Source organism: Pseudomonas sp. SH10-3B, from assembly GCF_019891415.1.
In the GTDB taxonomy this organism is placed as follows: domain Bacteria; phylum Pseudomonadota; class Gammaproteobacteria; order Pseudomonadales; family Pseudomonadaceae; genus Aquipseudomonas.
In genome coordinates this window covers 1-24777 of record NZ_JAFLXD010000064.1, presented here as the reverse complement: position 1 = coordinate 24777, position 24777 = coordinate 1, and the positions used below count along the sequence as shown (strand labels likewise).

The following is a 24777-nucleotide window of genomic DNA, read 5'->3' as shown; positions in this document are numbered from 1 at the left end:
AGATCTACCAGATTATCCATAACCTCGCGGCCCAGGGCATTGCGGTGATTGTGGTGTCCAGCGACCTGATGGAAGTGATGGGCATCTCCGACCGCATCCTGGTGCTGTGCGAAGGCGCGATGCGCGGCGAACAAACCCGTGAACACGCGACTGAATCCAACCTGCTGCAACTGGCCCTGCCGCGCGGCCTGGCGAACTGAGAGAAGACCATGACCACTCAAAACAACGCGCTGCCGACGGCACGCAAACCCCTCGATATGCGCGCACTGCTCGACAATTGGGCGATGCTGTTGGCAGCGGTGGGCATCTTTGTCCTGTGCGCCTTGCTCATCGATAACTTCCTCTCACCGTTGAACATGCGCGGCCTGGGCCTGGCGATTTCCACGGTGGGCATCGCCGCCTGCACCATGCTGTTCTGCCTGGCATCGGGGCACTTCGACTTGTCGGTAGGCTCGGTGATTGCCTGCGCCGGTGTGGTGGCGGCGATTGTGATGCGCGATACCGACAGCGTCATGCTGGGCATCGGCGCGGCGCTGCTGATGGGCCTGGTCGTGGGGCTGATCAACGGCATCGTGATCGCCAAGTTGCGAGTCAATGCGTTGATCACCACCCTGGCGACCATGCAGATCGTGCGCGGCCTGGCCTATATCTTTGCCGACGGCAAGGCGGTGGGAGTGTCCCAGGATCAGTTCTTTATCTTCGGTAACGGCCAACTGCTGGGCGTACCGGTGCCGATCCTGATCACGATTGTGTGCTTTGTGTTCTTCGGCTGGCTGCTCAACTACACCACCTACGGGCGCAACACCATGGCCATCGGCGGCAACCCGGAAGCGGCGTTGCTGGCGGGGGTGAACGTCGACCGCACCAAGATCCTGATCTTCGCCGTGCACGGCCTGATCGGCGCATTGGCCGGGGTGATCCTCGCCTCACGCATGACCTCGGGCCAGCCGATGATCGGCCAGGGTTTCGAGCTGACGGTGATTTCTGCCTGCGTGCTGGGCGGGGTGTCACTGAGCGGCGGGGTGGGGATGATTCGCCACGTGATCGCCGGGGTGTTGATTTTGGCGATCATCGAGAACGCGATGAACCTGAAGAACATCGACACCTTCTACCAGTACGTGATCCGCGGTTCGATCCTGCTGCTGGCGGTGGTCATCGACCGCATGAAACAACGCTGAATTCATGCCATGTGAAGATCCAAGTGTGGGAGGGGGCAAGCCCCCTCCCACAATTTAATCAGCGGAGAACTTGAAGACGGTGTTCTGGGTGTAGGTCTGTCCTGGGTTCAGGCGAGTTGAGGCGAAGTTTGGTTGGTTAGGCGCATCCGGATAGTGCTGGGTCTCCAAGGTGAAACCACTCCAGTGCAGGTAGGTCTTGCCACCTTTGCCCTTCACCGAGCCATCAAGGAAGTTGCTGGTATAGAACTGCACGCCCGGTTCGCTGGTGTAGAGCTGCAAGCGCCGGCCTGACGCCGGGTCATGCACCTCGGCGGCCAGTTGCTTGACGTCGCCTTTGGTGTCCAGTGCCCAGTTGAAGTCAAACCCACCCTGTTTTGGCTCGGCAAACTTGAGCTGCGGATGATCCTCCTTGATGTGCTGCCCGATCGGGGTGGGCTTGAGGAAGTCCATCGGCGTGCCCTTGACCGGTGCGAGTTCGCCGGTCGGAATCAGGGTGGCGTTCACCGGGGTGTAATGGCTGGCATGCAAGGTCGCGACTTGCTTGAGGATGTCGCCGTTACCCGCACCGGCCAGGTTGAAGTAGCTATGGTTGGTCAGGTTGAGCACCGTCGGTTTGTCGGTGGTGGCTTTGTAGTCGATGTGCAGTTCGTTCTTGTCGTTGAGGCGGTAGGTGACTTCGGTTTTCAAATTACCGGGAAAGCCCATCTCACCGTCCTTGGACAGGTAGCTCAGCTTCACGCCGACCGAGTCCTTGTCCTTGACCGACTCGGCCTTCCACACCTGCTTGTCGAAGCCCTGGGCGCCGCCATGCAGTGAATTGGGGCCATCGTTGAGCGGCACCTGGAAGCGCTTGCCGTCGAGTTCGAAGGCGCCGCCGGCCAGGCGATTGCCGAAGCGGCCGATGGTTGCGCCGAAAAACGCCGTACCGGCTTGATAGCCTTGCACGTCGTCAAAGCCCAGCACCACATCGTCGACCTTGCCGTTTTTGTCCGGCACTTTCAGCGACTGCAACACACCGCCGTAGGTAATGACGGTGGCTTGCATGCCGTGACTGTTGCGCAAGATGTACTGTTCGACGGCAGTGCCGTCGTTGGTTTTACCGAAAGGTTTTTGCTCGCTGCTCAGGCCGGCCGCCTGGGCGCCGCCGCTGGCGATCAGCATGGACAGCGCCAGTCCGGACAGCAGGTATCGAGGGTGCTTCATGGTCGAACTTCCTTTTGTTGTTTTGAGTGGAATAGTTCTACTAATAGCGATATTTTGTCGTTGTGACAGCGAATTTATAGCCTTTTACCCCGGTTTCGTAAAATAAAATAAGACTAATTGATCGAGGCATCCTTTTATGAGTACTGAACACGCCGTCTATCCCGACCTCAAGGGCAAGACCGTATTGATTTCCGGGGGAGCCTCGGGGATCGGCGAATTCATGGTGCGGGCCTTCGCTGTGCAGGGTGCCAAGGTCGGCTTTGTGGACCGCGCGCAAAGCCAGGGCGAACGCCTGGCGGCGCTGTTGAGTTCCCAGGGGCATGCCGTGGAGTTCGTGTGTTGCGACATCACTGATGAAATCGCCTACAAGGCGGCGATAGGGCGCTTCGAACATTCCCTGGGGCCGATCACCGTACTGGTGAACAACGCCGCCAATGACGTGCGCCACACCCTGGAAGAAGTCGATTCGGAAATGTTCGACCGGCTGATCTCGGTCAACCTCAAACACGCCTTCTTCGCCGCCAAGGCCGTGGTGCCGATGATGAAACGCGCCGGCAGCGGCTCGATCATCAACCTCGGCTCCGTCGGCTGGATGATGGCCTCCGCCGGCTACCCGGTGTACGCCGCCAGCAAGGCCGCCGCCCACGGCATGACCCGCGCGCTGGCACGGGAACTGGGGCCCAATCGCATCCGCGTCAATACGCTGGTGCCAGGCTGGGTGATGACGGAGAAACAACTGTCCATGTGGGTGGATGACGCCGCCAAGGAACTGATCAGCCGCAGCCAGTGCCTGCCCGGCAGCGTACTGCCGGAACACATCGCCAATATGGCGCTGTTTCTTGCTTCCGATGCGTCGGCGATGTGTTCGGCGCAGAACTTTATTGTGGATGGCGGCTGGGTCTGAGCCGAACACGTCAGTTCAGACAACCCAGATCAAGGTGGGAGGGGGCTTGCCCCCGATAGCGGTGGCTCAGGCAGTACTTCTACAACTGACCCACCCTTATCGGGAGCAAGCCCCCTCCCACATTTGAAACTGTGTCGCTTATTCGATGGGGTAACGCTTGAACGCCGGATGCTGCTCCAGCCTTTCGGCATGCCGTTGCAGGTTGGGAAACGCATCCGCCTTGACCACCGACGCCACGGTGAACTGGCTGAACGACCACGCCACCGCCGCCGTAATCGACGCCTGGGTCAGTGCTTCGCTGTCGCCCAATTGCTTGTCCAGCAATCCATAGGCCGCGAGCAATTGGCCGGTCACGCGCTCAAGCCACGGTGCATGCAGTTTCTCGGCCGGGCGCAGGTTGTGTTCATAGACGATCTGCACGCTTTTCTCACAGGCTGCCAGCGCCAGTCCCAGAACGTGCAAGTCCTTGGCCAGTGCCGCCGGTTGTTGGGGCAGCAGCTTCCTGTCAGCCGGAGCCAGGCTTTCGAGGTACTCCAGGATCAGGCTGGAGTCCATCAATACCGTGCCGTCGTCCAGCACCAGGGTAGGGGCCTTGACCACCGGGTTGATCTGCGCAAATTCGTTGAAGGTGCGGAACACGGACAAGGGTTCATGCACGAAATCCACCCCGTACAGGTCCAGGGAAATTGCCACGCGGCGTACGTAAGGCGAGTCCAGCATGCCGACCAGTTTCATGAAGCCTCCATTGCTATCAGGGTGACGAGCTCAAGAGATTAAGGGCACTCGGTCGCCCGGCGCAATTGTTGATACGCCTGCACCAACTGCTCCAGGCTGAACGCCAGGTTGCGTCCGCTGGGGTTGGGCAGCACCCACACTGACGCACCGCCCAACCCCTTTGGCTGCAAGCCCCAGGCGATCTCGCGCTGGCCGCTCAATGCGCTGTAGCCGGGCTTGCCCAGGAACGCCACGAAGCGCGGCGCGCAGTGGCGGATCTTCTGTTCGAAGCCCGTCGCGGCCTGGGTGAACTCATGCCGTGCCAATTCGCCCGCGCTGGCCGTGGGGCGTTCCACCAACGTGGTCAGGCCGCAGTGGTAGTGCAACAACGTGCGGCCATGTTCGGGGTGGATTTCATGGGGGGTGAACCCGGCCAGATGCAAGGTGCGCCAGAAGCGGTTGCTGCGGTTGGCGAAATGCAGGCCGAGGGCGGCGGAACCCTTGCCGGGGTTGATGCCGCAGAACACCACGTTCAGGTGGTCAGCGAGGATGTCTTCAAGCCCGGCGTTCATGCCGGGCTCCTGAAACCTTGGCGGCTGGCGCCCGGCGGTTGCCCGGTGATGCGTTTGTAGGCGCGACTGAAGGCCGCCTGGGAGGTATAGCCGAGGCGGTACGCCACTTCTTCGATGGGCAGCCGCTCCAGGGTCAGCCACTGGCTGGCGAGGCGCATGCGCAGTTCGGTCACGTAACGCAGCGGCGGTACCCCGAGGGTCGCCTGGAAACGATCCGCGAACACCGAGCGTGAGGTATGACAGTGCGCCGCCAGTTCGGCCACGCTCCAGTCGCGGCCCGGTTGCTGGTGCAGGGCGAGCAGGGCGCCGGCCAGGCGGGTGTCGCGCAAGGCGGCCGCGAGGCCCGACGCATTGGCGCAGGCGCACTCGACCCAGCCCCGCACGATCATCGCCGCCACCACATCGGCCAGGCGCGCAAGGATGCCGGCGTAACCGACGCGGGCGCTGGAGACTTCGCGTTCCATCACCGCCAGGATCGGCATCAAGCCGGGGTAGCGCTGGCCCCCGGCGTCGATCAGCATCAAGGCCGGCATCAGGTTGCCGAGGCCCTGGATGCTGTCGAGCTCGAACTCCATGCAGGCGCTGAACAGCAGGGTGCTGGAAGGAGCAAGGGGCGAGGCATTCACCGCGCACACGGTATCGCCCAGCGGTGCAGCGTCGAAGCTGGCGATGTCCTGCACGGGGTCATCCGGGTTGGACAACAGCGCATGGGCGCCACCGTGGGCGATAAACACCGCATTACCGGCCGACAACTCAAAGAGGCTGCCGTCGTGCAGACGCAGGGTCGCGCAGCCGGCGGCCAGAAAGTGGAAATACGCATGGCCTGGCTTGGCCGCAAAGCTGATGCCGAACTCCGGCCCGGCCTGGATGCGCCGGTACTGCACGCCGCGCAGGCGCATGCTGCGCAGCAGCTCATTGATCAGCTCGGAGGACAGGGTGAATGCGTTGTCGGCTGGCATGTTCGGGGTTTCGGTCAAGAACTCAAGGGTTTGAATCATAGATCATCCTGATGGGCAAACCTAGACTGGCCATCACGTAAATGCCTGAGGATGTCTTGTGATGAATGATTGTGTGTCCCATGCCCCTGTCCATGACAGGGCAGAACCGACCACGCCGGCCTGGATGGCGGTGTTTTCCCTGGCGATGGGCGTGTTCGGCCTGCTCACGGCGGAGTACCTGCCGGCCAGCCTGCTGACGCCGATGGCCTTGGACCTGGGCGTGTCGGAAGCGTTGGCCGGGCAAGCGGTCACGGTCACGGCGGTGGTGGCGTTGTTCGCCGGTTTGCTGGTGCCTGGCCTGACGCGCGGCATCGACCGGCGCCTGGTGCTGCTGGGGTTCTCCACGCTGATGATTGCGTCCAACCTGCTGGTGGCGTTCTCGTCCAGCCTCCTGGTGCTGTTGTTGATGCGCATCCTGCTGGGCATTGCCCTCGGCGGTTTCTGGAGCATGGCGGCGGCCGTTGCGATGCGCCTGGTACCAGCGGCATTGCTGCCGCGTGCCTTGTCGATCATCTTCAGCGGCATTGCGGTGGGTACCGTGGTCGCGGTGCCGTTGGGCAGCTACCTGGGGGACCTGTATGGCTGGCGCAGTGCATTTGTGGCGGCGGCCGCCGTCGGCGTAGTGACCCTGGCCTTCCAGCTGTTCACACTGCCGCGCCTGGCACCCAGCGGCACCGCGCGCCTGCGCACCGTGCTTGATGTACTGCTGCGCCCCGGCATTGCCATCGGCATGTTCGGCTGCGTGCTGGTGCACACCGGGCACTTCGCGCTGTTTACCTACATTCGCCCGTTTCTGGAAAGCGCCACCGGAGTCGGCACCCAAGGGCTGGCGTTGATGCTGCTGGGGTTTGGCGCGGCGAATTTTGTCGGCACGCTGCTGGCCGGGTGGTTGCTGGTGCGCAATCCCCGGGGAACCCTGGTGTTGATGCCGGTCCTGGTGGGCGTCGCGGCGTTGGCCCTGGTGTTGCTGCCCGCGTCACTGCCGGGTCAGGCGTTGCTCCTGGCGCTGTGGGGCATGGCCTTCGGCGGGGTGCCGGTGGCGTGGTCGAACTGGGTGGCGCGTGCGGTGCCGGATCAGGCCGAAAGTGCCGGTGGCATGGTGGTCGCTTCGGTGCAATCGGCCATCGCGGCGGGTGCGGCGGGCGGGGGCGCGATGTTCAGTGCCACCGGCATTGACGGGGTGTTTCTGGGCGCGGGTTGCTTGATGCTGCTGGCGGCACTGTTGATCGCGCTGCGCGTGCAGGTGCCCCGGCACGCTGCGGCGGGGAGTGTGACGCACCACCCGTCTTTGGTTTAGTCTCAAACGCTTCGCTGATCGCACACGCTTCTGGAGCCGTAAGCATGACCGAGTATGTACCCCCGAAAGTCTGGACCTGGGACACCGAAAGCGGCGGCACCTTCGCCAGCATCAACCGGCCCATCGCCGGCGCCACCCATGACAAGGCGCTGCCGGTCGGCAAGCATCCGCTGCAGCTGTATTCCCTGGCCACGCCCAACGGGCAGAAGGTCACCATCCTTCTTGAAGAACTGCTGGCCCTGGGGCACAGCGGCGCCGAGTACGACGCCTGGCTGATCAAGATCGGCGACGGCGACCAGTTCGGCAGCGGCTTCGTCGGGGTCAACCCGAACTCCAAGATCCCGGCCTTGATGGATCACAGCGGCGCCCAGCCAATTCGCGTGTTCGAATCCGGCGCGATCCTGCAGTACCTGGCCGAGAAGTTCGGCGCCTTCTTCCCCACCGAGGCTGCGGCCCGCGCGGAGTGCCTGTCGTGGTTGTTCTGGCAGATGGGCAGCGCGCCGTACCTGGGCGGCGGCTTCGGGCATTTCTATGCCTATGCGCCGAGCAAGATGGAATACCCGATCAACCGTTTTGCCATGGAAACCAAGCGCCAGTTGGATGTGCTGGACCAGCGCCTGGCTGTGAGCGAGTACATCGCCGGGGATGAATACACCATCGCCGATATCGCCATCTGGCCGTGGTACGGCGGGCTGGTCAAAGGCCGCTTGTATGGGGCGGCGGAGTTTCTGTCGGTGCACGAGTACAAACACGTACAGCGCTGGGCGGAGGCGATTGAGGCGCGGCCGGCGGTGCAGCGTGGGCGGCGGGTGAATGGGGTGTCGGGCGAGGAACCGTTGCCCGAGCGGCATGACGCAAGTGACCTGGACTGATTGAGATCCAAGTGTGGGAGGGGCTTGCCCCGATAGCGGTGGATCAGTCACGGATGTATCAACTGACCCACTGCCATCGGGGCAAGCCCCCTCCCACATTTTGATCGCCTTATCTTCGATTTACTTGTAGCGCTGTTCGAACACCGCCACCTGTTCGGGCTTAATGAGCTCGAACGGCACCCACACCTCCGACTCGATCGGCTCGCCCTTGATCATCTTGATCGCCGACTGCACTGCCTGAGTGGCCTGGGCCTTGGGGTCCTGGAACACCGAGGCGGTGAGCATGCCACGTTTGATCGCCGCCAAACCGTCGGGCAAGCCGTCGATGCCGATAATCGCGATCTCGCCCTTGGCCTTGCCCGACTGTTGCAAGGCCATGGCCGCGCCGATCGCCATTTCGTCGTTGTTGGCGACGATGGCATCGAACTGCGTGCCCGCCAGCAGCCAGTTGCTGGTCAGGTCCATGCCCTTGCTGCGTTGCCATTCGGCGCTTTGCTGCTCGACCACCTTGATGCCGGGAAAGTCCTTGAGCACCTGCTTGGCGCCTTCGGTGCGGTCATGGGTGGCGTTCTGCGCGAGGTCGCCCATGATGATCGCCACATTGCCTTTGCCGCCGAGTTTTTCCGCGAGGTAGCGCATCTGCAATTGCCCGGCTTCGATATCGTTGGACGCCACGGTGACTACGCCCTTGGGCAACGTACGCTCATCCGGGTGGCGGTTGACGTACACCAGAGGGGTCTTGGCCGCCACGGCGGCGCGGGTCATATTGGCGGTGGCGGCGGTGTCCACCGGCAGCACGATCACGGCGTCGACTTTTTGGTTCAGAAAGCCTTCGACCTGGTTGAGCTGGCGCACCACGTCGCCCTGGGCGTCTTCGAACTGGATCTGCACGTCCTGTTGTTTAGCGGCATTTTCCAGGCCGGTGCGCACGTAGGTCATGAAGTTATCGTCGACCCGCGCGATGCTCACGCCGATGCGATACGCGGCGAAGGTCCATTGGCTGAACAGCAGTAAAAACGCAGCAACAAGCAATGAATAGCGATGCATGAGGGTGTTCCTTTTATTGTTATAGGGTGAACGCTTGACGGAAACGCTCCAGGGCCAGCTCGCTGTCGCCGCTGGCCCAGCCTTCGAGGCCGACCACGCCGTTGTAGCCCATGGCGTGCAGGGCCCTGGCAATGGCCGGGTAGTGGATTTCGCCGGTGCCAGGCTCCTTGCGTCCGGGCACGTCGGCCACCTGGATTTCACCGATGGCGCTGCCTGCGCGCTGGATCAGCTCGATCAGGTTTCCTTCGCCGATCTGCGCGTGGTACAGGTCCAGGTTCATCTTCAGGTGCGGGCTGCCCACGGCTTCGATCAGCGCCAGGGTGTCGTCGGCGCGGGCGAACGGGGTGCCGGGGTGGTCGACCTCAGTGTTGAGGTTTTCCAGCAGGAACACGCGGCCGGCGTCTTCGCCCAGGCGCGCGATTTTTTCCAGCGCCTTGCACGCGCTCAGCCACATGCGCCCGGTGGTCTGGCTCACGGGCTGTACCGGTAGGCCGCCGTCACCCAGTCCGGTGCCGTGCAGGTTGAGGCTGGGGCAATTCAGGCGCTCGGCGACGCCGATGGATTCGCGCGCGCTGTCGAGCAGTTGGCGGATGCCGTCGGGGTCGGTGAAGGTGCCGCTGATATAGCCGGTCATCGAGGTGAAATTGGCGCCGGTGGCGGCCAGGGCACTGATGTCTTTATTGGTCCAATTCCAGATCTCCGCGCTGAAACCCAGTGCATGGATGCGCTTCACGCGCTCGACGAAGGGCAGGTCGAGAAACACCATCTCGGCACTGATCGCCAGTTTGAACGGGCTCATCAACGGGCTCCCTGCACGGCCACGGCCTTGCCGGTTTCGAACGACTCGATACAGGCGCGGGCAATCGCCAGGGCGGCGCGCGCGTCTTCACCACTGGCCATGGGTTTGGCGCCGGTGCGCAGGCAGTCGACAAAGTGGTTGAGTTCGGCGATGTAGGCGTCGCGCAGCAGGTCGGTGTCCATACGCTGGGTGTCGGCCTGGATGCCCTCGGCCAGGTAGCGCACCAGGTCGGAGTCGTTGAGGCTGCCCATGCTCAGCATGCCGGCGCTGCCGAACACTTCGCCGCGCACGTCGTAGCCGTACACCGCCTGGAAGTTGGCCTCGGCGGTGGCGATGGCGCCGTTGTCGAAGCGGATCGCGACCACGGCGGTGTCGAGGAAACCTTTGCTTTTGTATTCCGGCGCGATCAATGCGTCGGCCATCACATACACCTGCACCGCTTCGGCACCGGGGTTGAGGTAGCGCAGGGTGTCGAAGTCGTGGATCAGGGTTTCCAGGAAGATCACCCATTGCGGCGAATTGGCCGGGTTGTTGAGTGCCGGGTCGCGGGTCAGCGAACGCAACAACTGCGGCGTGCCGATGCGGCCGGCCGCCACATCGAGGTGGGCCGTGCGGAAGCTCTTGGCGAAACGCCGATTGAAACCGACCTGCAGCGGCACGCGCGCATCGGCTGCGGCGGCAATGGCGCGGTCGGCTTCGTCGAGGGTGATGGCCATCGGTTTTTCGCAGAAGATCCCCTTGCCGGCGCGGGCGGCGCTGATCACCAGTTCGGCGTGGCTGCGGGCGGGGGCGGCGATGAGGACGCCGTCGATGTCCGGGTCGTCGAGCAGCTGCTGTGGGTCGGTGTAGACCTTGGCTACCCCCAGTTCGGCCGCCAGGCGTGCGGCTTGGCCGGGAGTGGGATCGGCGATGGCGGCGAGGGTTGCGCCGGGGATGTGTCGCGCAGCGGTCAGGCCGTGGAAACTGCCCATGCGACCCGCGCCGATCAAGCCCAGGCGGATGTTCTGTGTACTCATGAAATGACCCCTTTTTATTGTTGGCCGCAGGACAGCCCTGACTGGCAAAGGGGCAGGAGCAAAGGTTATGCCAATTCATAAGTGCCTGATAATTAAGGATTTATAAAATACAATAAACAAAATGTGTTCATTCTGATGACATGCCTATACTGACATGTCAAAAACATGAACATGGATACCGCCCGATGAGCATGGCGTTCAGCGTACAAGACCTCGACTACCTGACGGCCCTGGGGCCTGCGGCGCTGAACGACGGCCCCGTGGCTGCGCTGGAACAGGCGTGGCGCGCGTGCCTGGCCGGGCAGGTGCAGCGCCCGGCCGAGGTGCGGCAGGTAATCTGGGATTCCTGGCGCCGCAGCGTAGAGGCGGGTATCGACCCTAATGACAGCCAGTACCGCTTTGTGGCGCCCCACGACCTTGCTGCCACCCTGGCCACCCACCGCGTCCTGATCGCCGCCGCTGCGCAGGTCATGCATGGTTTGCTGGCCTATAACCCGCGAGGGCATATCAACCTCACCGACGCCGACGGCACCACCCTGTATTTCTGCGGGCTGGACATCACCCCCGTCGGCAGTCGCCTGCTCGAATCGGTCCAGGGCACCAACTGCACCGGCCTGGCCCTGGCCGAAGACCGCTTGGTGTACGTGCTGGCCGAGGAGAACTTCGGCAGCGGCCTGCGCCAACGCCGCATGCACTGCGCCGCCGCGCCGATCAGGAATGCCCAGGGCCAGACCCTGGCGATGCTGACCCTCACCGCCGAACCCGGCTGGTTTCACTTTCACACCCTCGGCACCGTGCAAGCGGCTGCCGAAGCGGTCTCCCGCCAAATGGCCCTGCAAGCGCTGTTGGAAGAGCAGCAAACCGTGCTCGAAGTGCTTAACGAAGGCCTGGTGGTGCTCGATGAGCGTGGCTGCATCAAGGCGCTCAACCGTTATGCCCGACAACTGTTCGGGGTGGGACTGGAACTGATCGGCAGCCCCTTCCAGCGCCTGGGCCGCAGTGAGTTGAGTGACGCCATGCTTTTACGCGGCGGTGAGCCGGTGCGTGACCTCGATTGCACCTTCCACCTGCACGACCGCAGTCAGCTCGCCTGCCTGGTCTCGGTGTGCCCGCTGGAGCAGGGCGGGGTGATCGTGTCGCTGCGCGAGAACCGCCGCATCCGCGAAATCACCCGGCGCATCATCAGCACCCAGGCCCGCTACACCTTCGACACCCTCCAGGGCACGTCGCGGGCGATCCAGGACGCGCTGCACCTGGGGCGCATCGCCAGTCGCAGTGAGTCCACTACCCTGATCCTCGGCGAAAGCGGCACCGGCAAGGAGTTGTTCGCCCAGGCCATCCACAACGCCAGCGACCGCGCCAACGGCCCGTTCGTGGCGGTCAACTGCGGCGCGATCCCGCGCGACTTGGTGCAAAGCGAGCTGTTCGGGCATGTCGAAGGCGCATTCACCGGCTCGGCCCGGGGCGGGTCGGCAGGCAAGTTTGAACTGGCCGATGGCGGTACCATCTTTCTGGATGAGATTGGCGATATGTCCTTCGACGCTCAGGTCAGCCTGTTGCGGGTGTTGCAGGAAGGCGAGATCACCCGCGTCGGCGCGAAAAACTCACGGCCAGTGGACGTGCGCATCATTGCCGCTACCCACCGCAACCTCAGCCAGGCGGTGGCCGAAGGCGCGTTCCGTGAAGACCTCTACTACCGCCTCAACGTACTGAACCTGACCGTGCCGCCGCTGCGCATGCGCCGTGAAGATATTCCACTGCTGGCACGGCACTTCCTCACGCGCTGTGCCCGTTCGCTGCGTAAAGCGGTGCAGGGCTTTTCCCCGGAGGCGCTGGAATTGCTCTCGGCCTACGCCTGGCCGGGCAATGTGCGAGAGCTGGAAAACAGCATCGAGCGCGCCACCAACCTGGCGACGGGCGAACTGATCCAGGCGGCCGATTTGCCCCTGGAAACCAGACCGCGCGCCACGCTGCGTCACTACGAACCTCAGCCCGCCCAAGACCTGAGCAGCCACGAAATGCACGCCATCGTCGCCGCACTCAAAAGCACCGGCGGCAACATCCGCCTGGCCGCCCGGCAACTGAACGTATCGCGGGGTGGGCTGTACAACAAGATGAGTCGATTCGGGCTGAGTGCCGCGGATTTTCGCGGCGCGTAAGGTCGAAATGTGGGAGGGGGCTTGCCCCCGATAGCCATAGGTATCTACACAACGTTGACTCAACGCTGAAAGTGCGGCAGATAGGGCTGTTGTGGCGAGCGGGCTTGTCCCGCGTTGGGCTGCGCAGCAGCCCCAAAACCAGCCTCTACAGAGTGTCTGATACACCGCGATCTTCTTGACTGGGGCTGCTACGCAGCCCAACGCGGGACAAGCCCGCTCGCCACAGGGAGATTTGTCAGGGTCTGAAAAGTTGCGTAGATACCCTTGCCCCGATAGCGGAGTGTCAGTTGACATCTACTTAACTGATCCACCGCCATCGGGGGCAAGCCCCCTCCCACATTTTTAACCGCGTTTCAGGCAGTTGATGGAGCGATCCACAGTGGTTTTGGCAATTTCCAGCAAATGCCACACCGCCAAGATCTTCGCCCGCTCCGGGCTTTCCAGTTGCTCCCCACAATCCAACGCAGTCGCCGACGCACTGTCGAGCAAACTGGCGGTGTAGAGCAGGGCATCTTCAAAGCTCAGGTCTTCGTTGACGGAGTGAAAGCCTTGGGTGGGGAGATAGTGATCGATGGCGCGGTTGAAGGCGGCGCGGTCTTTGGCGGGATCGAAGGGTGGGTCGGGTACGACTTTATTCATTGTGCAACTCCTATTGAGCTAAGGAGCTACCGCCAACGCTGCTAAACGAGGGTGGCAGCTGTACGCGGGTTAGCAGACCGGTCAATAGGAAAACCAGCGCACCCGAAGGTGCCCCGCGCACAGCCACCATAAACGCAGATGTGAACCGTGTGCCTATTGACGTCAGGCTGCTAAACCCGATCACTGATGAGCAGTGACGGACCGCAGACTAGCCACCGATTCCAGCAGGCACAAGGCGGCCAGGATTGTCTAGGAAACGTCCTGCAATTAAAAGGGACCGGCCTTGCTGGCCCTTTACAAACCATGACGAAACGCCACCAAGCCAACAATGGAACGCGGTCAATGTGGGAGGGTCGGTGCGACGGTTCGACTTGCCCCCTCCCACATTTTGATCTCCATGTATCAGGCACACATGTTCTCCGAGGTGACAATCTGCGGCGCGATATGCACCCGATGCCGCCCCGGATCAAACCCCTCGGCACTCTGCAATTCCACCAGCAACTGCACCAGCGCGTTCGCCGTCTGCCTGGGCTGTGAATCCATCACCACATCGATCAACCCCTGGCTCAGCGCCTGGCGTGACAGCGCCGTGGACTCTTGCAAAATGCAGCACAACGCCGGGCGCTTGGGCAGCTGCGCCAGGGCGCTGATGATGCCGTCGCCGCCGCCGCCCACCACACACAGGCCGCGCAGGTCGGTGTGGCGGGTGAGCAGGTCGAGGGTGGCTTCTTCGGTGATGTCGCAGTTGTCCAGGTTGATCAGCGGCTCCAGCGGTTTGAGACCGGGGGCGTGTTCGGCGAGGTAGCTGTGCAGGCCTTCGACCCGTGCCTGGTGACCGAGGAAGCGATGGCCGCCGAGCAGGATCCCCACGCTGCCTTTGCGGGCGCCACAGGTGCGGGCGAGCAGCCAGCCCATGGTGCGCCCGACCACGTGGTTGTCCTGGCCCACGTAGGGTTCTAGGGCTTGCTCATGAATATCCGAGAGCAGGGCCACCACCGGCACGCCGGCTTCGCGGATTTGTGCCAGGCAGGCGTTGATCAGCGGGTGGGCGAAGCTGACCACGGCGAGGGCATCGCACTGCACGGCCAGTTGCTCGATCTGCGCGACGATGGCGCTGGGTGTGCGGTCGTTGATGTAGTCGAATTGGCAGGTCAGGTTGGCGGTGGCGTGATGCTGGGCGGCACCGGCAATCGACTGCGCCAGGTGGGCATAGAACGCCTGTGCGGTGCCCAGCAGCAGGATGCCGAAGCGATAGGTCGGCCGGCGTTCGCGTATGCGTTGGCCGATCAGCCGCGCCGCAAAATAGCCCACGGCTTCGGCGGCCTGGAACACCTGCTCGGCCGTCTGCGGATTGACCGGCGCACGCGCATTCAGCACGCGGTCGACGGTCGCCACGCTGAGGCCCGCATGGGCGGCGACGGTGGCGATGGTCGGGCGTTTATTGTTGTTCATGACAGCCCCCTTGAGCGTCTTGATAGAAAACTATCAAGCCCCGCTGGGCCTGGATGATAGCTTGATAGGGAATGGATTCAAGGCCTTGAGGGTGATTTAGCCGCGCTCTATCGTTGGTTTCGCAAAGCACCTGAAACCTCTCGCTTGCGGAGAACAATAACAATGCCTGAACACACCGCTCACACCGCTCGGCGCGACTACAGCCTCACCGGCCCCGAAGCCGCCCTCGCGGCGGAAAAAGGCCTGGTCTCGGCCAGTTGGTACCAATCGCCGATTTCCCGTAAACGCATGAAAGAACTGATGCAACGCCGCGACGCCCCGGCCTTGCGCGACACCGCTATGTGGGTGAGTGCGCTGTTCGCCACCGGCTTCGGCGGCTACTGGTTCTGGGGCACGTGGGCCTGCGTGCCGTTCTTCCTCGCCTATGGCGTGCTGTACGGCACCGCGTCCAACCCGCGCTGGCACGAAACCGGCCACGGCACCGCGTTCAAGACCCGCTGGATGAACGACGTGCTGTACCAGGTCGCAAGCTTCATGTGCATCTTCGAACCCCACGTGTGGCGCTGGAGCCATGCCCGGCACCACACCGACACCATCGTCGTCGGTCGTGACCCGGAGATCGTCGAGCCACGCCCGCCGAGCCTGCCGATGATGTTTCTCAGCCTGTTCAACCTGCCCCTGGCCTGGAAGACCTTCAGCGGTGTGGCGCGCCATGCCATCGGCCAGATGAGTGCCCAGGAGGCGGACTTCATTCCCGAATCCGAGTGGCCCAAGGTGTTCCGCGCCGCGCGTATCTGGGTCGGCATTTATGCGCTGGTCATCGGCACCGCGTTGTACCTGCACAGCTGGTTGCCGCTGATGCTGGTGGGGCTGCCAAGTATTTACGGCGCCTGGCTCGGTTACGTGTTCGGCCTCACCCAGCATGTGGGCCTGGCCGAAGATGTGCTGGACCACCGCAGCAACTGCCGCACGATCTACATGAACCGCGTGCTGCGCTTTATCTACATGGACATGAACTACCACCTTGAGCACCACATGTACCCGATGGTGCCGTACCACGCATTGGCGCAATTGCACGAAGAGATCCGCAACGACTGCCCGCCGCCGTACGCCAACCTGTTCGAGGCGTACAAGGAAATCATCCCGACGATCTGGAAGCAGCGCAGCGATTCGACTTACTTCGTCCAGCGTCCCATCCGCCCCAGTGCTGAACCGGCCGCCAGTGCGCCGATGCATGCAGAAGCCACTGCCGGCTGAACCCCACCCAAGAACACGAGAAAACGCCATGAACGATCAATGGATCGACGTCTGCGCCGTGGGCGAAATAGACGAAGAAGACGTGCTGCGCTTCGACCACGGAGCGCACACCTACGCGGTGTTCCGCTCGGCGGACAATGAGTTTTTCGCCACCGCCGGCCTGTGCACCCACGAGAAAATCCACCTCGCCGACGGCCTGGTGATGGACCATGTGATCGAGTGCCCCAAGCACAACGGGCGCTTCGATTACCGCTCCGGCAAGGCCCTCGGCGCGCCGGTATGCGTCAACCTCAAAACCTACCCGGTGCGGGTCGAAGCGGGGCGGGTTTTGCTCGCCGTCACGGCTTGATGATGAACGCAGCCCTGATCATCGTCGGCGCCGGCCATGCCGGTGGCCGCGCGGCATTGACCCTGCGTGAAGAAGGCTACAGCGGGCGCCTGATCCTGATCGGCGACGAGCCGCACTTGCCCTACGAGCGGCCGCCCCTGTCCAAGGGGTTGTTGCAGGGCAGCATGGACCTGGCCGGCTGCAGCCTGTGCGACAGCGCCCGGCTGGCCGAGTTGGGCATCGAACATATCGCCGGTAACCCGGTCCGCCAACTGGACCCGCCGCAGCACCGCCTGCAATTGGCCGACGGCCAGTGGCTGTCCTACGCCGGCCTGTTGCTGGCCACCGGGGGCAGGGCGCGGCGTCTGCCCCAGGAGCAGGCCAACGTGCTGTACCTGCGCACCCACGATGAAGCGTTGGCGCTGAAATCCGCGTTGCGGCCCGGAGCGCGGCTGGTGATTGTCGGCGGCGGGTTTATCGGCCTGGAAGTCGCGGCCACGGCGCGCGGCCTGGGCTGCGAGGTGACGGTGCTCGAAGCCGGGCCTCGATTGGCGGGGCGGGTGCTGGCGCCGGTCATCTCCGAGGCGCTGCTGCAGGTGCATCGTCAACACGGTGTCGACGTGCGCTTGAATGTGGCGTTGGAGTCGATCCATGCAGAGGCGGTGCAACTGGTGGACGGGCAGTTACTGCCCTGCGACCTGGTGGTGGTCGGCATCGGCATGCAACCGAATATCGAGCTGGCCGTGGCGGCGGGGCTGGAGGTGGGGCAGGGCATTCGCGTCGACGCGCACCTGCGCACCAGCGCGCCGGACATCTACGCGGCAGGTGACGTTTGCGAGTTTCGCCTCGGCGGTGAGTACCAGCGCCAGGAAACCTGGCGCAATGCCGAGGCGCAAGGGCGGCATGCGGCGCTGAACATGCTCGGGCGCGAGCTGGTATTCGAAACGCTCCCCGGTTTCTGGTCCGACCAGTACGACTGGGGCTTGCAGACCGTGGGCGTGATCACGCCGCTGAGCGTCAGCCGCGCATTGCCGGACGCGGGGCTGTTGCTGTTTTACCTCGACGCCGACCAACGTCTGCAAGGCGCCTGCGGCTGGGGCCGCGGCAATAGCGTGGCCAAGGACGTCAAGCTGTGCGAACGGCTGATCAGCGCGCGCATCGCCCTGAACGCGGCCAGCCTGGCCGACCCCAACGTGTCCCTCAAACACCTGCTGCGAGGCTGATATGTGCCAATTCCTGGTATTCCAATCCCTCTGGGCGATGCACACCGAGCCCGGCCCTATGGAGGCCCAACTCGACCGCATCAAAGCCGCCGGTTTCGACGGCATTACCGATCACTACTGGCAAGCCGCCGATGTCGCGCGCCTGCACGCCGCCGCCACGGCGCGGGGCTTGCAGATCGAAGGCCAGTTGTTCCCGCAAAGCGTCGACGACCTGGCGGCCGCACTGGATGTGATCAGCCGCCATGGCTGCCACCACGTCACCCTGCAAGCCGATGTGCGCCCGCGCAGCCAAACCGAGGCCGCCCGTTTGATCGAAGGCTGGCAACGGCTGGCCGAGCAGGTGGACTTTCCGGTGCTGCTGGAAACCCACCGCTATCGCCTCACCAACGACTTGTTGTTCACCCTCGACCTGCTGGCGCAGATGCCCGATCTGAAGCTGCTGGCGGACCTTTCTCACTACGTGGTCGGGCGCGAGCTGCCCGAGCCCGGCGCCGTTGAAGACGATGAACAGATCCGCACGATCCTGCGCCACAGCTGGGGCTTTCATGGCCGTGTGGCCAGCAGCGAACAGGTGCAGGTGTCGCTGGCGTTCCCCCAGCACCAGGCGTGGGTGCAGCGCTTTACCGCGTGGTGGCGCTACGGGATCGAAGACTGGCTGGCCCGCCCCGACACCCCGCACAGCCTGTCCTTCACCTGCGAACTGGGCCCGCCGCCCTATGCCATCACCGGCGCCGACGGGCGTGAAATCAGTGACCGCTGGGGTGAGGCGTTGAAGCTCAAGGCCTTGATTCGCGGCGTGTGGCAGGAGTGTCGGAAATGATCTGCTAATCTGCGCGGGTTCACTCCCGCCCTTAGCCTGGATTTGCCCCATGCCGACTTCCTCCGTTCAGCCGCCTCTTGAACCGCAGTCCGTCTGCCACCCGATCACCAGCAGCGCGATCTTTATGGTCGCCACCATCGCCCCCGGCAGTGAAGACGGCGTGCGCGCCTGGTGCGCAGACATCGCCGGGCTGGTGCGTTCGGTGGGCAAGCGCGTGCCGGCGGGCAACCTCACTTGCGTCTGCGGTTTTGGCTCGCAGGCCTGGGACCGCTTGTTCGGCGCACCGCGCCCGGCGGCGTTGCACCCGTTTCGGGAGTTCGGTGTAGAAGGGCGCATGGCAGTGTCGACGCCCGGCGACATCCTGCTGCATATCCGCGCCGAGCAGATGGACCTGTGCTTTGAACTCGCCACCCAGCTGATGACAGCGCTGGGCGATAGCGTGAAGGTGGTGGATGAAGTCCAGGGTTTCCGCTACTTCGACATGCGCAGCATCATTGGCTTTGTCGACGGCACCGAGAACCCGGTTGGGCGCAAGGCCGTGGGCTTCACCATCATCGGCGACGAAGACCCCGGATTCGAAGGCGGCAGCTACGTGCTGGTGCAGAAGTACCTGCACAACATGACCGCCTGGAACAGCCTGACGGTGGAAGCCCAGGAGAAGGTGATCGGGCGTACCAAGCTGTCGGATGTCGAGTTAGGCGAAGACGCCAAGCCGAGCAATGCCCACAGCGCCCTGACCGTGATCACCGACGAGAACGGCGAAGAAGTCAAAATCCTGCGCGACAACATGCCCTTCGGCCGCCCCGGTGCCGGGGAGTTCGGCACCTACTTCATCGGCTACGCACGCTCGCCGCAGCCGCTGGAGCTGATGCTGGAAAACATGTTCGTCGGCCGCCCGGCAGGCAACTACGACCGCTTGCTCGACTTCAGCACGGCGGTCACCGGCGGGTTGTTTTTCGTGCCGTCGGCCGACCTGCTCGAAGCACTGGCGGAGCGTACGGGCGGGCTATAAGGCAAGGCAGTTCAAATGTGGGAGGGGGCAAGCCCCCTCCCACATGAGATTCATGCTGGGTTGAGACGGGGTTTATATCAACTCAGCAGCCCGGTACTGACCGCCACAATCAGGAACACCCCCAGCAGCGCGCGGTAGATCACAAAGGGCCAGGTGGAGAATCGCTCCAGGAACTTCATCAGGCCCCAGATTGCGAAGAACGCCGAGACGCTGGCCACCACCAGGCCGAACAGCAAATGCGGCCAGGCATGGGCGGGCATATCGGCGTGCAGCAGTACCCACAGCTCCTTCAAGCCGGCGAGGGCGATGGCGGGCAGGCCCAGCAGGAAGGAAAAGCGTGCGGCTTCTTCACGTTTGAAATTGAGGAACAAGGCGGCGGTGAGGGTCGAGCCGGAACGCGATACGCCCGGAATCAACGCGCCGATCTGCGCGACCCCGACAATCAGCGCATCGCGCAGGCGCATCTGGCTGACCTCGCGTGTATGCCGGGCGCGCAGCTCGGCCGCCGCCAGCAATACCGCCATCACCACGCAGGAAATCCCGATCACCATCAGCCCGCGCAGCGGCGAATTGCAGGCGTTCAGGGTCGACGACAAGGCCAGCCCGGCAATCCCGATCGGGATAGTCGCCAACACAATCGCCACGGCCAGCTTGAACCATTGATCGTTGTAGTCGCCCCGGCGCACCGCGCCGATGCTGCCAGTGGTCACTTGGCGTACATCGCGCCAGAAATAGCTGACCACCGCCGCCAGTGCCGCCAACTGCATGGCCGCTGAAAACGCCGAGCCGGGGTCTTGCCAGCCGAGCAGGGCGGGCACTACGCGCATATGCGCGGTGGAGGAGACCGGCAACAGTTCGGTAATGCCCTGGATTACGCCCAGGATGAAAATCTGCAAGTAATCCAGGGAGGCGAAGCCCACATCCAGGCCGGCGGTACAGACGTTCGTCAAAATACGTGTCCTTGAGGAAAGGTAGAGATCGACGAAGTTTATTCGAAATGTTTCAAGAATTCGGCCAAGGCAATCGCTAACTGCAATCGGTTCAGCAAGTAGAAAGGTTCGCGGCGCTATTGGACTGCGCCGAGGTTTTGTGAACAATGGCGCCCTGCGTTTTTTGACCGAGAGCCCAATGCCTGAAACTACCGTGGAACTGATCCAGACCGGCCCTGAAGAATCCGAGTTGATCCGCAACCTCTACCAGTACTACGCCTATGAGTCGTCGGACTGGGAGCAGGAAGATGTCGAGGCGGACGGCCGTTTCTACATCCATGACGAACACCTGACGCGCTACTGGCATGACCCGCAGTGGAGCGCCAATCTGTTGCTGGTCGATGGCTATATCGCCGGCTTCCTGCTGATCGAAGGCAGCGAGTTGCCGGGCATCGACGCTCTGGAACTGGCCGACCTGTTTATCCTCAAGCGCTATCGCCGCAAAGGCATCGGCCGCGCCATCGCCACCCAGGTGCTGTGCAGCGGCGAGGCGGATTGGCTGGTGCGGTTTTATGACCAGGACGAAGTGTCCCAGGCGTTCTGGCGTACGGTGCTGGATAACCTGCCGCGCCCGGTGCAGGCCCTTGAGCTGGCGGATGATCCGCAGTTGATGAGTTACCTGGTTACGCGGGCGGTGTTGCATTAAAGGTTTGCTGCATCGCCTGGGGCGGCTGCCCGAACGCCCTTAAAAACGCCTGGCGCATGCGCTCGCGATCACCAAAGCCGGTTTCGCGGGCCACCACTTCCACCGGGTGCCGGCTGGTTTCCATCATCGCGCGCGCAGCTTCCACCCGCAGGGATTCGATGGCCTTGGCCGGGGTTTGCCCGGTTTCTTCGCGAAATACCCGGCTGAACTGGCGCGGGCTCAGCCGCGCCACCTCGGCCAGGGCGTCCACCGACAGGTCGTGTGTGAGGTTTTCGCGGGCGTAGGCCAGGGCCAGTTGCACGCGGTCAGACTTGGGGTCCAGTTCCAGCAATGCCGACAATTGCGACTGCTCGCTGCCCCGGCGCTGGGCGATCACCAGCTTGCGCGCAATGCGCCGGGCGAGGTCGCTGCCCAGGTCGTTCTCCACCATGGCCAGCGCCATGTCCACCCCGGCACTCATGCCGGCGCCGGTCCATACCTGGCCGTCGACGATAAACAGCTTGTCTTCTTCAAGGCGGATGTCCGGGTAGCGCTTGCGAAAGGCCGGCGCGTGGATCCAGTGGGTGGTGGTGCGCTTGCCGTCGAGCAAGCCGGCTTCGGCCAGCACGAAGATGCCCATGCACAACGAGGCGACACGCCGCGATTGAGCCGAGGCGGCCTTGACCAGTTCCAGCAGGTTGGCCTCCGGCAGGCGAAACTCCAGATAACCGCTGACGATCAGCGTGTCATAGCCCTGCGGCCGCAGAGGCGAGGTGTTCACCGAGAAACCCTGGGACGTCATCACCGCGCCGCCGCTTTCCGACACCAGGTGAAACTCATACGCCGGCTCACCGCGCAGCAGGTTCGCGCATTCGAACACCGAGCCGAGGCTGAGGCTCAGGGATTGGAAGTTCGGGTAAACCATCAGCGCAACGCTGTGCATCGCATGTCTCCAGGGCGTGGGAGGGTGGATTGTCGGCGCGTGCCGGGTAAACGGCAACCCACTTCGGGCCATGTCCGGAATCCTTGCGCATATGACATTGTGAGGGTTTGGCGCCGCCCCTAACATTCCCTCAACGAACTAGACGACTGGTCTAATCGGACGGAGTGAAGCATGAACAGCGAAACTAAAAGTGCACGGCAGACCATTCTCGACACGGCGCAGTTGATTGTTGGCCGTAAAGGATTCTCTGCGGTGGGGCTGAACGAAATACTTCAAGCCGCCGATGTGCCTAAAGGTTCGTTCTATCACTACTTCAACTCCAAGGATGGCTTCGGTGTCGTGTTGCTCGATACCTACTTCGATAATTACGTGCACGGCATGCAGCAACTGTTCGACCAGCCCGGTTTATCCCAGCACGCCAAGTTGATGCGCTATTGGCAGGCCTGGATCGACAACCAGACCGGCTGCACCGATGCGGGCAAATGCCTTGCCGTCAAACTGGGTGCGGAGGTGTCAGACCTTTCAGAGCCCATGCGGTTGGCGCTGCTGCGTGGCACCTCGCGCACCATCGATTTACTGGCTATCGCCATACAGCGCGGCGTCGACGACGGTTCCCTCAGCGTCGATCAAGCCCCCGAAAGCCTGGCCCGGCGCCTGTACGCGTTGTGGCTGGGGACCAGCGTCATGAGCAAGATCACCCGTACATCCGCGCCGTTTGATGAGGCGTTGCTGCTGACCCGACAGCTGTTGGGTCACCCTGAACACACAGACATTCACTGATCGAGGCACTGGAAAATGAAAGTATTAATGGTACTGACCTCTCACGACCAGCTTGGCGACACCGGCCGCAAGACCGGCTTCTGGCTCGAAGAGTTTGCTGCACCCTATTACGTGTTCAAGGACGCCGGCGCCGAACTGGTGCTGGCTTCCCCGGCCGGTGGCCAGCCGCCGCTGGACCCGGTGAGTGATGAGCCCGACGCGCAAACCGAGCAGACTCGCCGCTTTGCCGCCGACCCTGCCGCGCAACAGGCCCTGGCCAACACGGTCAAGCTGGACACGGTCAACGCCGCCGACTTCGACACTGTGTTCTACCCAGGGGGCCACGGCCCGCTGTGGGACCTGGCAGAGTCGCCGGTGTCCATCGCCCTGATCGAGTACTTCGAGCGTGCCGGCAAGCCCATTGGTTTTGTCTGCCACGCACCGGGCGCCTTGCGTCACGTCAAGGCCGTCAATGGCGAGCCGCTGGTCAAGGGCCGTCGTGTCACCGGCTTCTCCAACTCGGAAGAAGCGGCGGTGGGCCTGACCGATGTGGTGCCGTTCCTGATTGAAGATGATTTCAAGGCACTGGGCGGCAACTACCAGAAGGGCGCCGACTGGCAATCCTTCGTGCTCGAAGATGGTTTGCTGATCACTGGACAGAACCCTGCCAGTTCCAGTGACGTGGCCAAGGCGCTGCTGAAACTCACCGCATAAGTTAATTAACCCTTCTAATCATTGGCGACTTGCAACAGTCGCCAATGCTTTTGTTCGTCCCGAATTTGGATTACCCCAATGACTAACAGCGTTTTAAGTACCCCGGTAAAACTGGGTCATCACACCTTGAACAACCGTATCGTATTGCCGCCGCTGACGCGCCAGCGCAGCGCGCAGCCCGGCGACATCGCCACCGACCTGATGGCCGAGTATTACCGCCAGCGCGCTACGGCCGGTTTCATGGTCAGCGAAGGCACGCAGATCGAACCGCGTGGCCAGGGTTACGCCTGGACACCGGGCATCTACACCCCGGCGCAGATCGACGGCTGGCGCAAGGTCACCGACGCGGTGCATGCCGAAGGCGGGGTGATCTTTGCCCAGCTGTGGCATGTGGGCCGTGTGTCCCATAACGCCTTGCAGCCTGACGGCGCCGCACCGGTGGCACCGTCGGCTATTCAAGCCCAGCAAGCCAAGGCCTTTATCGAAACCGCGCCTGGCGCGGGTGAATTGAAGCAACCGCCGGTGCCTCGCGCCTTGAGCGTGCTGGAGATCGAGGAACTGGTCGGGCACTACGCCCAGGCCGCACGCAATGCCCTGGACGCCGGGTTCGACGGCGTGGAAATTCACTCGGCCAACGGTTACCTGGTCAACCAGTTCATCTCAGCCCATTCCAACCAGCGCGACGATGAATACGGCGGCTCGCTGCACAACCGCCTGCGCTTTTTGCGCGAGATCGTCGAAGCGGTCAGCAAGGTAGTCGGGCCGGAGCGCCTGGGCGTGCGGTTCTCGCCGTTGTTCAGCGGCACCGACCAGGACCGTGTGTACATCGGCCTGGTGGAAGAAGACCCGCACCACACCTACATCGAAGCGATCAAGGTGTTGGAGCAGTCAGGCATCGCCTACGTGTCCATTGCCGAAGCTGACTGGGACAACGCCCCCGTGCTGCCCGACACCTTCCGGGAAGCCGTGCGCAGCACCTTCAGCGGTCGGATTATCTATGCCGGTCGTTACACCGCTGAACGCGGCGCGAAACTGGTGGAAGCCGGGCTGGCGGATTTGATTGCATTCGGACGGCCGTTCATTGCCAACCCGGACCTGCCGCAGCGGCTATTCAAGGGCTGGCCGTTGAATCCGCTGCGGGAGGAGGGGATGTATGGTGGGGGTGAGGTTGGCTACATCGACTATCCCACTTACTCCGAGTAAGAACGGGGTCAGTGTGGGAGGGGGCTTGTTTCCGTGGCGGCCTTCGGGCCGACC

The 24777-nt window shown here is 63.1% G+C and carries 24 protein-coding genes and 2 pseudogenes; 15 read left to right on the top strand and 11 right to left on the bottom strand.

Translation table 11 applies throughout. From position 1 onward, the window contains the following. Positions 1-200, top strand: a pseudogene (gene araG / locus J1G35_RS28425) (L-arabinose ABC transporter ATP-binding protein AraG); the annotation flags it as partial. Between the two features lie 9 nt (positions 201-209). Then, positions 210-1178, top strand: a complete 969-nt coding sequence (gene araH, locus J1G35_RS28420; RefSeq protein ID WP_223016646.1) for an L-arabinose ABC transporter permease AraH — start codon at positions 210-212, stop codon at positions 1176-1178. A gap of 54 nt (positions 1179-1232) precedes the next feature. Here the strand turns inward: araH and J1G35_RS28415 are convergent, their stop codons facing one another. Further along, positions 1233-2381 carry an aldose epimerase family protein gene (locus tag J1G35_RS28415; protein ID WP_053139465.1) on the bottom strand — a complete coding sequence of 383 codons (1149 nt, stop codon included), beginning with the start codon at positions 2379-2381 and terminating at the stop codon, positions 1233-1235. A gap of 136 nt (positions 2382-2517) precedes the next feature. Here J1G35_RS28415 and J1G35_RS28410 point away from each other — a divergent pair, with 136 nt between their 5' ends. Beyond that, positions 2518-3285, top strand: a complete 768-nt coding sequence (locus J1G35_RS28410; protein ID WP_223016645.1) for an SDR family oxidoreductase — start codon at positions 2518-2520, stop codon at positions 3283-3285. Positions 3286-3423: 138 nt separating this feature from the next. Here the strand turns inward: J1G35_RS28410 and J1G35_RS28405 are convergent, their stop codons facing one another. From J1G35_RS28405 to J1G35_RS28395, 3 genes are read right to left on the bottom strand one after another with little or no spacing between them, the layout of a single operon-like run. Continuing rightward, complete coding sequence (locus J1G35_RS28405) at positions 3424-4020, bottom strand: glutathione S-transferase (protein WP_223016644.1); 597 nt, start codon at positions 4018-4020, stop codon at positions 3424-3426. A gap of 38 nt (positions 4021-4058) precedes the next feature. Then, entirely contained in the window at positions 4059-4571 is a 513-nt protein-coding gene (mug, locus tag J1G35_RS28400; RefSeq protein ID WP_223016643.1) for a G/U mismatch-specific DNA glycosylase, read from the bottom strand. Next, positions 4568-5530, bottom strand: a complete 963-nt coding sequence (locus J1G35_RS28395) for an AraC family transcriptional regulator (protein WP_223016647.1) — start codon at positions 5528-5530, stop codon at positions 4568-4570. Before J1G35_RS28395 ends, mug begins: the two co-directional genes overlap by 4 nt. A gap of 100 nt (positions 5531-5630) precedes the next feature. On the opposite strand from J1G35_RS28395, the gene J1G35_RS28390 reads away from it, so the two are divergent. Beyond that, positions 5631-6866 (top strand): MFS transporter, encoded by a 1236-nt coding sequence (locus tag J1G35_RS28390; protein ID WP_223016642.1) that lies wholly within the window; start codon positions 5631-5633, stop codon positions 6864-6866. Between the two features lie 44 nt (positions 6867-6910). After that, a complete protein-coding gene (yghU, locus tag J1G35_RS28385; RefSeq protein ID WP_223016641.1) occupies positions 6911-7738 on the top strand; it encodes a glutathione-dependent disulfide-bond oxidoreductase in 828 nt (275 codons plus the stop codon). A 120-nt stretch (positions 7739-7858) separates the two neighbouring features. Here the strand turns inward: yghU and J1G35_RS28380 are convergent, their stop codons facing one another. From J1G35_RS28380 to J1G35_RS28370, 3 genes are read right to left on the bottom strand one after another with little or no spacing between them, the layout of a single operon-like run. Next, positions 7859-8785, bottom strand: coding sequence for a sugar ABC transporter substrate-binding protein (locus J1G35_RS28380; RefSeq protein ID WP_053139452.1), 927 nt, complete (start codon positions 8783-8785; stop codon positions 7859-7861). Between the two features lie 19 nt (positions 8786-8804). Next, positions 8805-9584, bottom strand: a complete 780-nt coding sequence (locus J1G35_RS28375; protein WP_223016640.1) for a TIM barrel protein — start codon at positions 9582-9584, stop codon at positions 8805-8807. Beyond that, a complete protein-coding gene (locus tag J1G35_RS28370) occupies positions 9584-10600 on the bottom strand; it encodes a Gfo/Idh/MocA family oxidoreductase (protein WP_065923814.1) in 1017 nt (338 codons plus the stop codon). Before J1G35_RS28370 ends, J1G35_RS28375 begins: the two co-directional genes overlap by 1 nt. A gap of 185 nt (positions 10601-10785) precedes the next feature. On the opposite strand from J1G35_RS28370, the gene J1G35_RS28365 reads away from it, so the two are divergent. Next, positions 10786-12759 (top strand): sigma 54-interacting transcriptional regulator, encoded by a 1974-nt coding sequence (locus tag J1G35_RS28365; RefSeq protein ID WP_223016639.1) that lies wholly within the window; start codon positions 10786-10788, stop codon positions 12757-12759. A gap of 342 nt (positions 12760-13101) precedes the next feature. Here J1G35_RS28365 and J1G35_RS28360 read toward each other — a convergent pair whose 3' ends face one another. Together J1G35_RS28360 and J1G35_RS28355 are read right to left on the bottom strand one after the other, a co-directional pair. Then, the gene (locus J1G35_RS28360) at positions 13102-13398 is read right to left on the bottom strand and encodes a hypothetical protein (RefSeq protein WP_223016638.1); all 297 of its coding nucleotides are present in this window, start codon (positions 13396-13398) and stop codon (positions 13102-13104) included. A gap of 402 nt (positions 13399-13800) precedes the next feature. Further along, positions 13801-14850, bottom strand: a complete 1050-nt coding sequence (locus J1G35_RS28355; RefSeq protein ID WP_223016637.1) for a LacI family DNA-binding transcriptional regulator — start codon at positions 14848-14850, stop codon at positions 13801-13803. 162 nt (positions 14851-15012) lie between these two features. On the opposite strand from J1G35_RS28355, the gene J1G35_RS28350 reads away from it, so the two are divergent. From J1G35_RS28350 to J1G35_RS28330, 5 genes are read left to right on the top strand one after another with little or no spacing between them, the layout of a single operon-like run. Next, positions 15013-16107, top strand: coding sequence for a fatty acid desaturase family protein (locus J1G35_RS28350; protein WP_223016636.1), 1095 nt, complete (start codon positions 15013-15015; stop codon positions 16105-16107). A gap of 28 nt (positions 16108-16135) precedes the next feature. Then, positions 16136-16456, top strand: coding sequence for a MocE family 2Fe-2S type ferredoxin (locus tag J1G35_RS28345; protein WP_053128781.1), 321 nt, complete (start codon positions 16136-16138; stop codon positions 16454-16456). A 2-nt stretch (positions 16457-16458) separates the two neighbouring features. Continuing rightward, on the top strand, positions 16459-17658 hold the full coding sequence (locus J1G35_RS28340; protein WP_223016635.1) for an FAD-dependent oxidoreductase: 1200 nt from the start codon (positions 16459-16461) through the stop codon (positions 17656-17658). 1 nt (position 17659) lies between these two features. After that, the gene (locus tag J1G35_RS28335) at positions 17660-18478 is read left to right on the top strand and encodes a sugar phosphate isomerase/epimerase (RefSeq protein ID WP_223016634.1); all 819 of its coding nucleotides are present in this window, start codon (positions 17660-17662) and stop codon (positions 18476-18478) included. Positions 18479-18527: 49 nt separating this feature from the next. After that, entirely contained in the window at positions 18528-19490 is a 963-nt protein-coding gene (locus tag J1G35_RS28330) for a Dyp-type peroxidase (protein ID WP_223016633.1), read from the top strand. Positions 19491-19567: 77 nt separating this feature from the next. Here the strand turns inward: J1G35_RS28330 and J1G35_RS28325 are convergent, their stop codons facing one another. After that, a complete protein-coding gene (locus J1G35_RS28325; RefSeq protein WP_053128787.1) occupies positions 19568-20440 on the bottom strand; it encodes an undecaprenyl-diphosphate phosphatase in 873 nt (290 codons plus the stop codon). A gap of 178 nt (positions 20441-20618) precedes the next feature. On the opposite strand from J1G35_RS28325, the gene J1G35_RS28320 reads away from it, so the two are divergent. Then, positions 20619-21125, top strand: coding sequence for a GNAT family N-acetyltransferase (locus J1G35_RS28320; protein WP_053129121.1), 507 nt, complete (start codon positions 20619-20621; stop codon positions 21123-21125). Here J1G35_RS28320 and J1G35_RS28315 read toward each other — a convergent pair. Further along, positions 21103-22047: a GlxA family transcriptional regulator gene (locus J1G35_RS28315; protein ID WP_074846103.1), complete on the bottom strand. Its 945-nt coding sequence runs from the start codon at positions 22045-22047 to the stop codon at positions 21103-21105. The two genes, J1G35_RS28320 and J1G35_RS28315, sit on opposite strands and share 23 nt — an antisense overlap. A gap of 171 nt (positions 22048-22218) precedes the next feature. On the opposite strand from J1G35_RS28315, the pseudogene J1G35_RS28310 reads away from it, so the two are divergent. The 3 genes and pseudogenes from J1G35_RS28310 (at position 22219) to J1G35_RS28300 (ending at position 24723) form a co-directional block, all read left to right on the top strand. Next, positions 22219-22846, top strand: a pseudogene (locus J1G35_RS28310) (TetR/AcrR family transcriptional regulator). After that, a complete protein-coding gene (locus J1G35_RS28305; protein ID WP_223016632.1) occupies positions 22843-23520 on the top strand; it encodes a type 1 glutamine amidotransferase domain-containing protein in 678 nt (225 codons plus the stop codon). The pseudogene J1G35_RS28310 and the gene J1G35_RS28305 overlap by 4 nt, the downstream one beginning before the upstream one ends. A 78-nt stretch (positions 23521-23598) precedes the next feature. Beyond that, a complete protein-coding gene (locus tag J1G35_RS28300) occupies positions 23599-24723 on the top strand; it encodes an alkene reductase (protein ID WP_053128795.1) in 1125 nt (374 codons plus the stop codon). The last annotated feature ends 54 nt before the right edge of the window (positions 24724-24777 follow it).

Coding starts and splice junctions, on each gene's coding strand:
- J1G35_RS28365 (WP_223016639.1), top strand. CDS start 10,786: ATGAGCATGGCGTTCAGCGTACAAGACCTCGACTACCTGACGGCCCTG.
- J1G35_RS28380 (WP_053139452.1), bottom strand. CDS start 8,785: ATGCATCGCTATTCATTGCTTGTTGCTGCGTTTTTACTGCTGTTCAGC.
- J1G35_RS28340 (WP_223016635.1), top strand. CDS start 16,459: ATGAACGCAGCCCTGATCATCGTCGGCGCCGGCCATGCCGGTGGCCGC.
- mug (WP_223016643.1), bottom strand. CDS start 4,571: ATGAACGCCGGGCTTGAAGACATCCTCGCTGACCACCTGAACGTGGTG.
- J1G35_RS28405 (WP_223016644.1), bottom strand. CDS start 4,020: ATGAAACTGGTCGGCATGCTGGACTCGCCTTACGTACGCCGCGTGGCA.
- J1G35_RS28370 (WP_065923814.1), bottom strand. CDS start 10,600: ATGAGTACACAGAACATCCGCCTGGGCTTGATCGGCGCGGGTCGCATG.
- J1G35_RS28315 (WP_074846103.1), bottom strand. CDS start 22,047: ATGCACAGCGTTGCGCTGATGGTTTACCCGAACTTCCAATCCCTGAGC.
- araH (WP_223016646.1), top strand. CDS start 210: ATGACCACTCAAAACAACGCGCTGCCGACGGCACGCAAACCCCTCGAT.
- J1G35_RS28330 (WP_223016633.1), top strand. CDS start 18,528: ATGCCGACTTCCTCCGTTCAGCCGCCTCTTGAACCGCAGTCCGTCTGC.
- J1G35_RS28335 (WP_223016634.1), top strand. CDS start 17,660: ATGTGCCAATTCCTGGTATTCCAATCCCTCTGGGCGATGCACACCGAG.
- J1G35_RS28300 (WP_053128795.1), top strand. CDS start 23,599: ATGACTAACAGCGTTTTAAGTACCCCGGTAAAACTGGGTCATCACACC.
- J1G35_RS28415 (WP_053139465.1), bottom strand. CDS start 2,381: ATGAAGCACCCTCGATACCTGCTGTCCGGACTGGCGCTGTCCATGCTG.
- yghU (WP_223016641.1), top strand. CDS start 6,911: ATGACCGAGTATGTACCCCCGAAAGTCTGGACCTGGGACACCGAAAGC.
- J1G35_RS28410 (WP_223016645.1), top strand. CDS start 2,518: ATGAGTACTGAACACGCCGTCTATCCCGACCTCAAGGGCAAGACCGTA.
- J1G35_RS28345 (WP_053128781.1), top strand. CDS start 16,136: ATGAACGATCAATGGATCGACGTCTGCGCCGTGGGCGAAATAGACGAA.
- J1G35_RS28390 (WP_223016642.1), top strand. CDS start 5,631: ATGAATGATTGTGTGTCCCATGCCCCTGTCCATGACAGGGCAGAACCG.
- J1G35_RS28305 (WP_223016632.1), top strand. CDS start 22,843: ATGAAAGTATTAATGGTACTGACCTCTCACGACCAGCTTGGCGACACC.
- J1G35_RS28375 (WP_223016640.1), bottom strand. CDS start 9,584: ATGAGCCCGTTCAAACTGGCGATCAGTGCCGAGATGGTGTTTCTCGAC.
- J1G35_RS28320 (WP_053129121.1), top strand. CDS start 20,619: ATGCCTGAAACTACCGTGGAACTGATCCAGACCGGCCCTGAAGAATCC.
- J1G35_RS28395 (WP_223016647.1), bottom strand. CDS start 5,530: ATGCCAGCCGACAACGCATTCACCCTGTCCTCCGAGCTGATCAATGAG.
- J1G35_RS28360 (WP_223016638.1), bottom strand. CDS start 13,398: ATGAATAAAGTCGTACCCGACCCACCCTTCGATCCCGCCAAAGACCGC.
- J1G35_RS28355 (WP_223016637.1), bottom strand. CDS start 14,850: ATGAACAACAATAAACGCCCGACCATCGCCACCGTCGCCGCCCATGCG.
- J1G35_RS28350 (WP_223016636.1), top strand. CDS start 15,013: ATGCCTGAACACACCGCTCACACCGCTCGGCGCGACTACAGCCTCACC.